Source organism: Novosphingobium sp. MD-1, from assembly GCF_001014975.1.
Lineage (GTDB): Bacteria > Pseudomonadota > Alphaproteobacteria > Sphingomonadales > Sphingomonadaceae > Novosphingobium.
Genome location: NZ_BBXA01000020.1, coordinates 251,426 through 264,223, shown reverse-complemented (window position 1 = coordinate 264,223; position 12,798 = coordinate 251,426). Strand labels below are relative to the sequence as shown.

Annotated in this window: 9 protein-coding genes; 5 read left to right on the top strand and 4 right to left on the bottom strand. The window is 67.5% G+C overall.

What is annotated here, in order from left to right; genetic code table 11:
- Positions 1 to 39: 39 nt before the first annotated feature.
- A complete protein-coding gene (locus NMD1_RS06160) occupies positions 40 to 3,183 on the bottom strand; it encodes an S-layer family protein (RefSeq protein WP_125954069.1) in 3,144 nt (1,047 codons plus the stop codon).
- A gap of 280 nt (positions 3,184 to 3,463) precedes the next feature.
- Here NMD1_RS06160 and NMD1_RS06155 point away from each other — a divergent pair, with 280 nt between their 5' ends.
- Together NMD1_RS06155 and NMD1_RS06150 are read left to right on the top strand one after the other, a co-directional pair.
- The gene (locus tag NMD1_RS06155) at positions 3,464 to 4,180 is read left to right on the top strand and encodes an RNA polymerase sigma factor (RefSeq protein ID WP_124808108.1); all 717 of its coding nucleotides are present in this window, start codon (positions 3,464 to 3,466) and stop codon (positions 4,178 to 4,180) included.
- Positions 4,177 to 4,986: a hypothetical protein gene (locus NMD1_RS06150; protein WP_125954068.1), complete on the top strand. Its 810-nt coding sequence runs from the start codon at positions 4,177 to 4,179 to the stop codon at positions 4,984 to 4,986. Before NMD1_RS06155 ends, NMD1_RS06150 begins: the two co-directional genes overlap by 4 nt.
- A gap of 23 nt (positions 4,987 to 5,009) precedes the next feature.
- Here the strand turns inward: NMD1_RS06150 and NMD1_RS06145 are convergent, their stop codons facing one another.
- Positions 5,010 to 5,735 (bottom strand): AcvB/VirJ family lysyl-phosphatidylglycerol hydrolase, encoded by a 726-nt coding sequence (locus NMD1_RS06145; RefSeq protein ID WP_124808110.1) that lies wholly within the window; start codon positions 5,733 to 5,735, stop codon positions 5,010 to 5,012.
- 82 nt (positions 5,736 to 5,817) lie between these two features.
- On the opposite strand from NMD1_RS06145, the gene NMD1_RS06140 reads away from it, so the two are divergent.
- Entirely contained in the window at positions 5,818 to 6,510 is a 693-nt protein-coding gene (locus NMD1_RS06140) for a response regulator transcription factor (protein ID WP_124808111.1), read from the top strand.
- 39 nt (positions 6,511 to 6,549) lie between these two features.
- Positions 6,550 to 7,863: an ATP-binding protein gene (locus tag NMD1_RS06135; protein WP_124808112.1), complete on the top strand. Its 1,314-nt coding sequence runs from the start codon at positions 6,550 to 6,552 to the stop codon at positions 7,861 to 7,863.
- Here the strand turns inward: NMD1_RS06135 and NMD1_RS06130 are convergent.
- The gene (locus NMD1_RS06130) at positions 7,819 to 11,247 is read right to left on the bottom strand and encodes a glycosyltransferase (RefSeq protein ID WP_125954067.1); all 3,429 of its coding nucleotides are present in this window, start codon (positions 11,245 to 11,247) and stop codon (positions 7,819 to 7,821) included. The two genes, NMD1_RS06135 and NMD1_RS06130, sit on opposite strands and share 45 nt — an antisense overlap.
- Positions 11,248 to 11,531: 284 nt before the next feature.
- Between NMD1_RS06130 and NMD1_RS06125 the strand changes: the two genes are divergently transcribed.
- On the top strand, positions 11,532 to 12,368 hold the full coding sequence (locus NMD1_RS06125; RefSeq protein ID WP_125954066.1) for a class III extradiol ring-cleavage dioxygenase: 837 nt from the start codon (positions 11,532 to 11,534) through the stop codon (positions 12,366 to 12,368).
- Between the two features lie 4 nt (positions 12,369 to 12,372).
- Here NMD1_RS06125 and NMD1_RS06120 read toward each other — a convergent pair whose 3' ends face one another.
- Entirely contained in the window at positions 12,373 to 12,798 is a 426-nt protein-coding gene (locus tag NMD1_RS06120) for a GNAT family acetyltransferase (protein WP_233497377.1), read from the bottom strand.

The following is a 12,798-nucleotide window of genomic DNA, read 5'->3' as shown; positions in this document are numbered from 1 at the left end:
CGTGGCCCCAGACCCCTGCCCGATGGCTCTACGCCCGCGTCAGAGCGCGATGCTGAGCGAAGCGCGGATCGAATAGTCGACCACGCCCTGCGCCCGTTCAGCCCCGCCGGTCAGGCGCCAGGTGTAGTCCAGGCCACCCTGCAGGATGCTGACCTTGCCCAGCCAGGCCGACTTCAGGCTGTCCGGCGTCAGCGCGAACTGGTTGCCGTCGGTGAAGTTGGCGAGCGTGGTGCCGAGATGGCCCGAAAGCTGGTTGCGCCGGCCGCCTTCGACTTCGACGGTGAACGGGCGGCCTTCATAGGAGCTGGGGCCGCTGCTCCAGCTCGCGACCAGCGTGGTCGTGCCGGTCAGCGCGCTGCTGTTGCGCCCGGCCACCTCCAGGATGATCGGCGCGCTGCCGGTTTCGTCATAGGCGTTTTCGTGCAGGCGATAGTATTCGACGATCGCCTTGGGGCGCAGCTGGAAGTTGCCGCCCACATCGAAGCCATAGGACGCGCCGCCCGATCCGGTGATCATCCAGCCCTTCCACTTGCCAGCCGCGGTATAATTGAAGCTGGTGCCGCTGACGGCCCCCGTGAAGGTGCGCGCGGAGGTTGCCGAAAGGCGGCTCCCCCCCACCCGGGCGAAGGCGTAGAACGGCCCCTTGGCCATGCGCCAGAAGGCGCCGACCTCGAGGTTGCTGGTCTTCACCGACTGGTAGCTGCTGGTGTTCACCTTGCCGCTGATCCAGGTAAGCGAAAGGCCGACGTTGCCGATGCCCGTCACGCGTTCAAGCCCGCCGGAAAGGCCGAAGCCATGGTCGGAGAAGCCGGCGGTGCCGGTCGTCTGCTTGCCGCCGTGGAAATAGATCGGCTCGAACCAGCCGCCCACGTTGCTGATCGTGAACAGCGAGGAATCGTCCTGTACGTGCTGCGCGGCAAGGCGGGAGCCGCGTGTCACGAAATCGAACACGCCCCCGGCATAATCGGGCATCAACTGGTTGAACTGCGCTTGCAGCGTGGGCGTGTCGGCCACCTGCAGCAGGTCGGTTTCGAGAGCGGAAGGGGTGCCGCCGGCGGCCGTCAGCGCCTGGGCCTGCGCGATGATCGGGTTGTAGATGGCGCCTTGCGCGGCGGTCAGCCCCAGTTGCGCGGCGGTCTTGCGGGCGATGGTGAGTTGCAGGTTGTTGCCCTGCGTGGCCAGCGTGCCGGCGTAGAGGACCGGCAGGGCCAGATTGCTGGCGCTCAGGTTCGAAGCGCCCGTAAGGCCGTTGGACGTCAGCACCGTATACGTGCCTTCCGCCTTGGCGATGGACGTGAGCGAGGCGGTGATCTTAGATCCGCTGGCGAACGTCGCCGTATTGGTGACGAAGGTTGAACTCGTGCCGGTGGTGCCATCGACATAGACGCCCAGCGTGCCGTTCGCGCCCACGTTCAGGGAGTTGACCGCGATGTTGCCGGTCGCGTTGGCGGCGAACAGGCCCGAGTTGACGTTGACCGTTGCCTGCGAACCGCCCGTGACGGTGCCCCGCCAGATCGAGCTGTCGTTGAGCGTCAGCGTGGCCGGCTGGTCGTTGAAGATCAGCGTGCCGGTGAAGCGCGAATTGCCGCCCATCGTCATCGTGGCGGTGCCCGTGCCGAAATCGATGTTGCCGATATACTTCGAATCGTCGGCCATGATCACGGTGTCGTTGCCGGCGCCAAGGAACGTGTTGCCGGTGATCTTGCCGGTTTCGACATCCAGCGTGTCATTGCCGCTGCCGGTGTAGATGTTGCCGGTGATCGCCGCATAGACCGTGGCGGTATCGACGTTGTAGCCCGCCGCGGCCTTGTCGGTCTTTTGCGAGGCCGCATCGGTCGCGTTGAGGTACTGCTTGACGGTGACGCCGCTGGTGTTGGCGGAAAGATCGATCGCCCCGGACTGGCTGCCCTGGTTGGAGGTGATGAAGCCGGTGTTGTTCACCGTCGTCAGCGTGCCCGACAGGTCGCGGACCGCATAGGCGCTGATACCCAGCGATGTGCTGGCGGCCTTGACCGTGCCGCTGACGTAAAGCGTGGGAACCGTGGAGCCCTGGTTGATGAGAATGGCGGTGGCGTTGGCATCGTTGGTCGTCGCGGTGACGTTGCCGTTGATGCCGATGCCGCCGGCCAGGTTCACGTTGCCGCCCTTGCCCCCGATCACGATGCCATAGGCGTTGGTCGAGCTGTAATAGGCATTGGCGGTCACGCTGCCGTCCACCGCCACCGAATAGGTGCCATCGTTGCTGGCCACGGTGCCGATCGCGATGTTGTTCGCGCCGCCGATCTGGAGCCCGGGGCTGCTGCCATAGGACTGGATCGAACCGGTGGTCTCGGTCGACGTGCTGGAATTGGGAGCCGCGATCAGGACCCCGCCAGCGACGTTTCCGTCCACTTCCACCGCGGCTGCCCCGCTTTGCAGCGCGGTGCGCGAAAGAACCTGCGAGGTGCCGTCGTCGGCGGTGTAGGTGGTGGCTTGCCCCAGGGTGCCGTTGATCTTCAGCGTGCCGCCGATATCGCCGCTGGTGACCAGCGCCTGCGCGCCCTGGCCGATCGCCGTGACGGTTCCGCCCACGGTGACATTGCCGGTTACCGCGGACGTGCGGATGCCGGCGCTGTTATCGCCCTTTACCGAGATCGTGCCGGTATTGCCGAGATTGCCGTTGAGCGTCGAATCGAGCGCGATGCCGGCGGAATTGAGCCCCTCGACGGAGATCGTGCCGGAGTTGGTGACCGATCCGGTCACCGTGCCGCCCGATAGCACGTGGATGCCGTAACGGTTCGATGCGGCCGCGATGGGGCCATCGGCGATGTTGACGCCGTTGTTGGTGATGAAGGGGGCGGTGTAATTCTCGGTGACGTTGATCGCCCCGGCGTTCGATATCGTGGTGGTGGTGCCGGGGTTGACGGTGATCCCGGTCGCGCCGTTGCCCGCGCCCATGGCGATCGTGCCACCTGAAGCGACGGTAGCGGTGTTGGAGGAATCGACCGTCACGGCGCTGCCGTTGACCAGCGTGATCGTGCCGCCGCTGGCGACTGTTACATTGCCGCCTGTCGAGGTGAGAACGGGGGTGGTGCTGTTGCCGCCGACCGTGGTGTCGGCCAGGGCAACCTGTGCGCCGAGCGCGAAGGTCAGCGAACCGAGCGAAACGGCAGCGAAGAAACGGGGCGTGCGGTGACGATGCATGGGGGGACGTGATCCGTGAAATGGGGCCTGCGACCGAATCGCAGGCCCGGTTTTGTGGTGCGACCCGCAAGCTCGACTGATGCCGGCGGTGTTCTCGACAGGGCGGAAACAACGCGACATCGAACTTCGAGGGTAAGGGGCCACGGTGGTTCCGGTGATTAAAACGGCCCAGCCTCTCAAACCCTTCGCGCCGGGGGCGATGAAATATTTCGTTGCGCAACGTCGGTAAATTCGCCGTTCAGGGTTGGACCGCCAGCAAGAGCCGGGCCGTGGGTTCCCGATGACGGAACGGCGCGTGGAGGCGACAGTCGGTGTGACTTTCCTAGGCGATTCCGGAGCGGACGGGGCATTCGCGACCGACCATGCCTCGCTTGCGCCCGACGCTCCCATGCTGTGGTCGGCGTTCGATGACCTGTCGTTGATGGGTGAGGTGGGACGTGGCGTGATCGCCGCGTTTTCCGTGCTGGTCGAACGGCATACCCCCGCGCTTTACCGCGTGGCGATGCGTATGCTGGGCGATGGGCACGAAGCCGAAGACGTGGTGCAGGAATGCTTCGCGCGTCTGTGGCAGCAGGCCCCGCGGTGGCAATCGAGCGGGGCGGGGCTGGTGGGCTGGCTCCATCGCGTCGCGATGAACCTGTGCTTCGACCGGAAGCGCCGTTTTCGCGTGGTGATCACGCCCGATCTGCCCGAACGCGCCGATCCCATGCCGCTTGCCGACGCCACGATCGAGGCGGATCAGGCGCGGGCGGCGGTTGCAGGGGCCCTGGCGGACCTGCCCGAACGGTATCGGGCCGCGCTTGTGCTGTGCTATTACGAGGGCTTCACAAACGCGCTTGCCGCCGAAGTTCTGGAACTTAACATAAAGGCCATGGAATCGCTTCTGTTCAGGGCTCGGCGTCACTTGCGCGAACTGCTGGAAGCGCGCGACGTGGGCGTTGCCGATCTGCGCGCGCGCGAACCGGTCGTGGCCTATGGCATGGAACTGCGGGCATGAGGCGGGTGATCCCGATCGCGCCCGCCGCGCGCGAAGCGGCGCTGGACCGCGCGCTGGACCAGCTATCCGCGCCGGCTGTTCCCGCTGACCTGATCGCGCGGATCGTGCGGGAAGTGCCGCTGCTGCCTCAGGCTGCCGCGCCGCAGGCGGCAGCCACTGGCGTGACGGCGCGGCCAGTGGCGGCGCAGGTTGCGGCGTCGGTTCCGTCCCAGCGGCCACGCCACCCTGTCTGGCGGCGGCTGGCGGCTGGCGGCGGCATCGGAGCGCTGGCTGCCGGAATAGCGGCCGTGGCGATGATAGGGATGGGTGCCGATCCGCAGGGTATTCCGGCGAGCGGAGGCGGCGCTCCGATGGCATTCGCCCCGGCCGTGCCGGACACGGCTGACGGAAAGCCGCCCGCCCTCGCAGCGCCCCTGCCGAAACTGGCGGCCGCGGCCACCCCTTCGCGCCCCGTGACCGCGCAGACAGCCATGCCGGAGGAGGACGCGATTCCGGTCGAGGCATCGCCCGCTGTTCCGGTGGAAATCACGCCCGAGGTTCTCGCGTCGGCGGCCGCGGCGCCGAAGGGCGAACTCATCGGCCCTCGCGATGACGACGACGAAAAAACCGGTCCGCAGATACCGTCGCGCGGATTGATGGGGCCGCCCGCGCCGCAGGCTTACGGCTATGTCGGCGCTCTCTCTCCGCCGGGAGGTGGCTCCGCCGCCGTGCCCGGCGCTCCGGCGCAGGAAAATTCCGCGCCCCCGCCCGGACGAGGCCCCGGCGGCCGCCTGCCCGGCGGGGCTGGCGGCGGCCATCCGTTCTGATCGCCGCGGGGCGAAGCGGCCCCTCATTGCATCACCCCTGCCGGAAACAGGACCGCATGCATGGCCGCCGCGGTGAGATCGCGCTTCTGCCAGAATGCCGGGCGGGGGCCGGCTAACGACACGCGCCGCATGCCTTCCAGCCCCGGCGAGGCGCACAGGTTGTCGCTATCCGCCTGAATGCAGGTGACGCTGAGACCACGCAGCAGGCGCAGGGTGCGATGCGGATCGCTATCGGGCACGTCGTGCAGCCGCAGCCACGCCGGCCCTGCGTGGAAATGGACCGTGGGATCGGGGCGGATCAGCACCACGGACGAAATGCGATGCCGCAGATCGGGCGGAACCGCGCCCAGTCCGGTGTCGAGAATGTCTGCGCCGAACGTGAAGCCGATCAGCGCGACGTGTTCGGCACCGCTGGCGGACAGCGCCTTGCGAATGCTGTCATCCACCAGTTGATCGACATAGGCCCGGTCCTTGTCGCCCACGAACAGGGAGGGGGTGTCCACCCTCAGCACGGGCACGCCCTGGCGTCGCAGGGCCGTTGCTATGTCGGGCTCGTCGCCCATCGGCAGCAGCCCGGCTGTCCCGGCGAAATAGACGGCGACCGGGCGGCCGGTAACGGATCGCGCGGCGGGTTGAAAGCGCGTCGGATCGCGCAGGAAGCAACCGCCCGCCCCGACCGCCGCCACGGCGACGATGGGGAGGACGGCTGCCCAGCCCAGCAATTTGCGACCCAAAGAGCTATCGGCCATTTGCTCCAGATACCCGCTGCCCTCTATCCCGCGCGTGGGGAAAGCATTAACACGCTGTCATCAACTGTCATGGAACGGGTTTGTGGCTGGACGTATCCTGCTGGTCGAAGATGATCCCCAGATCGGCGATTACATCGCGCGGGGACTGGATGAGGAAGGTTTCACGGTCGATCGCGCCACAACCGGGCGCGATGGTCTTTTCCTGGCCACCGACAGCCAGTTTGACGTGGTGGTGCTGGACCGGATGCTGCCGGGGATGGATGGCCTTTCCGTGCTAAAGGCGCTGCGGGCGGCCGAAGTGCGAACGCCGGTGATCATCCTGTCGGCGCTTGGCAGCACCGACGACCGGATCGCGGGGCTGACGGCGGGCGCGGACGACTACCTTGGCAAACCGTTTTCCTTCGCCGAACTGCTGGCGCGCGTGCAGGCGCTGATCCGCCGTGGCGGTGGAACGGCGCAGAAGCCGGCGCAGGAAACGACATTGCGGTGCAGCGATCTCGAACTGGATCGGCTCACCCGGCAGGTGCGCCGGGGAACGCGCAAGATCGCGTTGCAGCCGCGCGAATTCCGCCTGCTGGAATACATGCTGCTGCACCAGGGCGAGGTGGTGACGCGGACCATGCTGCTGGAGGCGGTGTGGGACTATCACTTCGATCCCGGCACCAACGTCATCGACGTGCATATCAGCCGGCTTCGGCGCAAGATCGACGACGGGGAGGATCAGCCGCTGTTCCACACGGTGCGCGGGGCGGGATACCGGCTGGCGCTGGACTGAGCGGACCCGATGTCGGCCCGGCGGCGCCCTTCTCCAACCATGATGCGGCTGGTTGCCGCCGTGTTCGTGCTGCAACTCCTGTCCAGCATGGCGGCGATCTTCTTCCTGCGCACCGAGATGCTCGAGGTGGTGCGCAGCGATCGCGTGCGGCAGGTGACCGACCTGCGCGACGATCTGCTGACCGCCTATTACGACGGCGGCCGCGACGAACTGGCCAATTTCATCAACGCCAAGCGCGGCAGCGCGGCGGACCCCACGGTGTTCATCGCGCTTTCGGGGCACGGGCCGACGATCCTCAACAACCTGTCGCGCGTGCCCTCGATTTCGGTGTCGGCGCAGCCGCACATCGTGCACATTCATCGCGGTCCCAGCCTGCCCGAAACGGAGGGGATGGCGATCGCCAGCAGCCTGCCTGGCGGCGATACGCTGGTCGTCGGCGTGCTCGGCGCGGTCGAGCGGCGCTTCACGCTGGCCTTCGCGGCCGCAATCGGCCTTACCGTCGTCATCGCCGTAGCCCTTGCCACCGTGAGCGCGCTGCTGCTCGGTTTCGTGATCAGCCAGCGCACGCATGAGATCGCCGACACCGCGGCGGAACTGGCTTCCGGCAATTTCGGCGCGCGCCTGTCGACGCGGGATACGGGGGACGGCTTCGATCACCTGCGCCTGCAGATGAACCTGATGGCCGAACGGATCGACGAGCTGGTTTCGCAGCTAAGCGCCATTTCCGGGGCGCTGGCGCACGACCTGCGCTCCCCCGTCACCCGGCTGTCGGCGGCGATCGACACGGCCCTGGCGCGCGTTGACGAACCCGGCGCGGCGGACGCGCTGCAGGCGGCGCGGGCGGATGCCGATGCCTTGCGGTCGATGCTGGAAAACGCGCTGGAGATCAGCCGGCTGGAAGGCGGCGCCATCCAGGATCGGCGCGTGCCGCTGGATCTGGCCGCCGTGGCCGAGGATCTGGTCGAACTCTACGAACCGCTGGCGGAACAATCGGGCGTGACGCTGTGTGCCGATGCGCGCAGCGTCACCGTGCCGGCCGATCGCGAATTCCTGTCCCGCGCGCTGGCCAATCTGATCGACAACGCGCTGAAATATGGCGGCTCCACCATCACCGTGGCCACGCGCGCGGCCGAAGGCTGGGGCGAGATCATCGTCAGCGACGATGGCCCCGGCATTCCCGAGCAGGACCGGGCGCGCGTGGTCGAACGGTTCGTGCGGCTCGACAACGCACGCACGCGCACCGGGGGCGGGCTGGGGCTCGCCATGGTCGCCGCCGTCGCGCGGCTTCATGGCGGCGAACTGGTGCTGTCAGGTGAGCGCGGGCTCGTGGCTACCCTGCGGCTCCCGCGCTGAAGGCGCTTCGGGCGGAGCGGCCGGGGCCGGAGCGGCAGCGGTAGCCGACGGGGCGACGCTGACGCGGCCAGTCCGTTCCAGCTTGCCCCAGCCGATTCCAAGACCGGCGGTGGCCGCGCCCACCGCGCGGATCACCACGCCATACATCAACTGGCGATAGACGAAGCGTTGCGTCAGCAGCAGCAGCGCCGGGAACCGCTTTTCGCGCACGTCGAGGCGATAGGCGATCCAGCCGCACAGCAGGTCCACGGTGGTAAAGCCGATCCAGTAGATCCCCATGCGCAACACGTCGGTCTGGGTCTGGTCCCAGCCGTGCTGCATCACGCGCACGATCGTTCCGACGATCGAGATGCCGAGCGCCAGATCGATCAGCGGCGAAATCAGCGCGAACAGGATCTGGAACAGCCAGGCCTGCGGCATGCCCACGAAGGCAAGGCCGCTGGGGTGCCGCTCGCGCAGGATGGCGCGGTGCTTCCACAGGCACTGGAGCGTGCCAAACGCCCAGCGGAAACGCTGCTTGCCCAGCGCGCGCAGCGTTTCGGGCGCTTCGGTCCAAGCCACCGCGTCCTCGTCGTAGGCGATCTTCCAGCCCTTGCGCTGGATGGCGATGGTCAGGTCCTGGTCCTCGGCCAGCGTGTCTTCGGGATAGCCGCCGACGTCCTCCAGCGCGCTGCGCCGCCAGGCGCCGACCGCGCCGGGCACCACCATGATCGCGTCGAACCGGGTCAGCGCGCGGCGTTCGATGTTCTGCGCGGTGACGTATTCCACGGCCTGCCAGCGCGTGACGATGTTCACCCGGTTGCCGACCTTGGCATTGCCGGCGACCGCGCCGATGTGATCGAGTTCGAACCAGCGCACCAGTTTGCTGATCGTCTGCGGCTCGAACTGCGTATCGGCGTCGAGCGCGACGATGATCTCGCCACTGGCCTGTGCCAGCGCCCGGTTGAGCGCCGAGGCCTTGCCGCCGTTGGCCATGGTCATCAGCCGCACGCGCGGTTCGTTGCCGAATGCGGCCGACACGATCGGGCTGGTGCGGTCCTTCGATCCGTCGTCCGCCACGATCACTTCCATGTGCGGATAGTCGCTGGCGAGAATGCGGTGGACCGACGCCTCGATCACCCGCTCCTCGTTGTAGGCGGGGATGATCACGCTCACCAGCGGGCGATAGGTGGAATCGCGCGACAGGCCCAGGCGGCGTTCGGGAAACAGGGCCAGCGCGGTCATGCTGATCGCCCGCGCCATGCCGAGCGCGATGGCGAAGAAGAAGATCCAGTCCAGACCGTCGATCGCCGCCGCCAGGCTCGAAAAGATCGCCACGTCGGCGCGCACGGCCAGCAGATCCAGCCCGGAAACCTGCGGCATCACGTCGTCGCGGGTCAGACCGGCCAGCGTCGATACCGGCACGAAGCGGTAGCCCTCGGCCTGCAGCGTGGCGATGATGCGCGGCAGCGCCTTCACCGTTTCCGCCCGGTTGCCGCCGCCATCGTGCAGCAGGATTACGTTGGCGGAACGATCGCCGTTGCCGTTGCGCACGGCATCGAGCGTGCGCTGCACGATCTCGTCGGCGCTGCGGCCCTTGACCCAGTCGCCCGGATCGGCGTGGAGGCCGACGATGGTATAGCCCTGTTGCTGCGCTACCAGCGCCGGCCCCAGTTCGTCGGTCGTGGTCGGTTCGGCATCGCCGAAATAGGGCGCGCGGAACAGGCGGGTGGAACGGCCGGTATAGGCTTCGATCAGGCGCTGTGTGGCGTTTAGCTCCAGCTTGATGCCGGTATCGCTCTCGTCCGCCATGTTCGGATGGGTGTAGCTGTGGTTGCCGATCTCGTTGCCTTCGGCAACAAGGCGGCGCAGCAGCCCCCGGTTGCCCACGCCGTTTTCGCCGATCACGAAGAACGTGCCGGGGACATGGTACTGTTCCAGCACGGAGAGGATTTGCGGCGTCCAGACCGGATCGGGGCCGTCGTCGAAGGTCAGCGCCACCAGCTTGGGCCGGTCGCCGGTGCGGCGCACGACATAGGGCGTGGGCAGCGTTACATACTGTTCGCCAGTGATCAGGTTCGAGCGCGGATCGAACGACACGGCGCGCTGGCCGGGCGTCGGCGTCGCGTCGATGCGCAGGATTTCGCCATTGTCCTCGACATCGGCATTGGTCGATTCGCTGATGTGGCCAAGGTCGGGCCGCGCGCCGGCCGCACGCCCGGCCCGGGCGCCGGCGTTCCAGCTCTTGAGCGTGTTCCAGAATCCCGGATCTTCCGAGCCCAGCCGCCACAGCGCGACCGAATTGATGCCCATGCGCGAAAGCACCTGCATCTGGTTCCAGCTCGCGGCGGCATCGAGCAGCCACACGTCATGGCGCACGCCGTTGTCGGTATAGGCGAAACCGGGGTTTCCGCTTGCCTTGTCCCAGGTGGGCGTTGCCCCGCTGTCGTGTGCGGAAAGCCAGGCTTCCTCCACCGTGAGGCTGTCGGCATGGCCTTCGTGCCAGTCGTAGGCATAGTTGCCCAGCGCGACGATGATCTTGCTGGCGGCCACGCCTTTCAGCGAATCGGCGAGGTGCGCCGTGAACCAGCCGTTCGAGGCGATCGGGCCGGGTTCTCCACCCTGCCAATGCTCGTCATAGGCCATGAGCACGACCTTGTCGGCCACTTGCGCGAAGGCGCGCGTGGACCAGGCCGGATCGTCGACCGGCATGGTCACCGATACCACCCGGTGTTTCGGCGCAAGCCGCGCGTGCAAATCGGCCACGAACTGGCGGAGCAGCCCCAGGCTGCCTTCCGGCATGTTCTCGAAATCGACCATCACCCCGCCGTCGCCGGTCTTGTCGAGGAATTGGTCGACGCCCTGCACCAGCGCGGCGCGGCGGGCCGGGTTGGCCAGCGCGCGGGCAGTGCCCGCGCCGTCCCATGTGCCGTTGCTGGCGTTCTGCAGTACCGGAACGACCAGGGGACGGTGAATCGCGGCGGCGAGGACGCGGCGCATCCGGGCATCGTCGTTGGCATGGAGATTGCCGGCCTGGTCGATCGACATCAGCGTGGGCGCGACCCAGTCGAGCTCGCCGGAGTGGTGTGCCAGCGTATCGGCGCTGTCATCGGTCCACGACGTGTAGAAACCAACGGTCAGCGGCGCGCCGGGCTTGCGCGCGGGCGCGGGATTGTGGCCGAACAGGCGCTCGATCCGGTGGGAGAGACGGCTGACCTGCGCCTTCAGGGGCAGCGGTGCGGTGCGTTCGGTCCCGAACGGCAGGGGGGAAGGGGCGCTGACGGTCGCCACGGTCGTCGCGAAAATCGCGCAGACGGCCAGCAGGAGCGCCAGAATCGCGAAGGCGCCGCGGCGCGTCCAGCGGCGGCGGCGGCCAGTCGGATCGAAAAAGATTGGACGTGACACCAGCATTCCCCGGTTCTGGCCTCGCGCCATCTGGCGCGCGGCCGGTGACGGCAAGGCAGTTGGAGAATGTATCGGAACAGGGGACCGTCACGTTGCGATCCATCGACAACTGCCTTGCCGCCGGGCTGTTTTCTAGGCTGGCGCACGCAACGGTGGCGTGAGCAAAACATTACGTTTTGGCCATGGAGGGCCCGTTCCGGATTTCCGAACATCATCAATGGCATTTGAGCACTGTCCCGCCGGCGTCCGTGCGCTTAAACCGGGCGCCAGCAGAAGGTGAGATCATGTTGCAGCCCGTCTATTTCCTGTCCCACGGCGGCGGCCCCTGGCCATGGCTGGAAGGCCCGTTCCGGCGCGATTTCGATTGGCTCGAAGCCTCGCTCAAGGCCCTGCCCGGGCAGTTGCCCGAACCGCCCAAGGCCGTCCTGGCGATTTCCGGGCATTGGGAAGAAGCGGATTTCACCGTTTCCAGCGCCGCGCAGCCGGGGATGGTCTATGACTATTTCGGCTTTCCCGAGCACACCTACCACATCCGCTATCCCGCGCCCGGATCGCCCGCGCTGGCGGAGCGCGTGCGGGAGCTGGCGGCGCAGGCCGGCATCGCGATGAACGCCGATCCGACGCGCGGGTTCGATCATGGCACGTTCTCGATGCTCCAGCCGATCTATCCCGATGCGCAAGTGCCGGTCGTAAGCCTGTCGATGAAGGAAGGTTATGACCCGGCCGCGCATCTGGCGCTGGGGCGCGCGCTCGCCCCGCTGCGCGCGGAGGGCGTGCTGATCATCGGCTCGGGCTTGTCCTATCACAACCTTCGCATGTTCGATGCACGCGCGTCGGCGCCTTCCGCGCAGTTCGACGCCTGGCTGCGCCATGCCCTGATCGACCTGGCGCCGGAGGATCGCGCGCGGGCGCTGGAGCAGTGGGATGCCGCGCCTTCCGCGCGGATCGCCCACCCGCGCGAGGATCACCTGATCCCGCTGATGGTCGCCGTCGGTGCGGCGGGCAGCGATCCGGCCATCTGCATCTATTCGCAGAACGATCTGCGCGGTGGCATCACCGCGTCGGCCTATCGCTTCGGGCAGGACCGCAGCGCCAGCGGGTTCGACCGGCTGGCGGCGTGAGCGGTCAGCGCCCGTCGAGCCGCCGGCCCATCGTCACCACAGCCTGATCCTCGTACCCCAGCGCGGCATAGAAGGCGCGGGTGGGCAGGTTGTCGGTGCGGACCATGAACATGATCTTGGGGCAATCGCGCGCCTGCAGCCAGACTTCGGCGGCCGTCATAAGGCTTCGGCCGGTGCCCTGCTGCTGCCGACCGGGCGCGACGCCCAGATAATAGACCCAGCCCCGGTGCCCGTCGAACCCGACCATGACCGCACCGGCGAGCGTATCCCCGCCGTCCTCGGCCACCAGCACCGTCGACGTCGGGTTTTCCAGCGCCAGTCGGTAATCCGCCTCGGGATCGTTCCACGGCCGCGTCAGGCCGGCGGCGCGCCACAGCGCGATCACCGGATCGCGATCCTCGGCCGTGGCTTCGCGCAGCGTTATCGGCAC

Excerpts from the sequence above, each read along its gene's own strand:
- NMD1_RS06160 (WP_125954069.1), bottom strand. The coding sequence starts at position 3,183 with ATGCATCGTCACCGCACGCCCCGTTTCTTCGCTGCCGTTTCGCTCGGT.
- NMD1_RS06155 (WP_124808108.1), top strand. The coding sequence starts at position 3,464 with ATGACGGAACGGCGCGTGGAGGCGACAGTCGGTGTGACTTTCCTAGGC.
- NMD1_RS06150 (WP_125954068.1), top strand. The coding sequence starts at position 4,177 with ATGAGGCGGGTGATCCCGATCGCGCCCGCCGCGCGCGAAGCGGCGCTG.
- NMD1_RS06145 (WP_124808110.1), bottom strand. The coding sequence starts at position 5,735 with ATGGCCGATAGCTCTTTGGGTCGCAAATTGCTGGGCTGGGCAGCCGTC.
- NMD1_RS06135 (WP_124808112.1), top strand. The coding sequence starts at position 6,550 with ATGATGCGGCTGGTTGCCGCCGTGTTCGTGCTGCAACTCCTGTCCAGC.
- NMD1_RS06125 (WP_125954066.1), top strand. The coding sequence starts at position 11,532 with ATGTTGCAGCCCGTCTATTTCCTGTCCCACGGCGGCGGCCCCTGGCCA.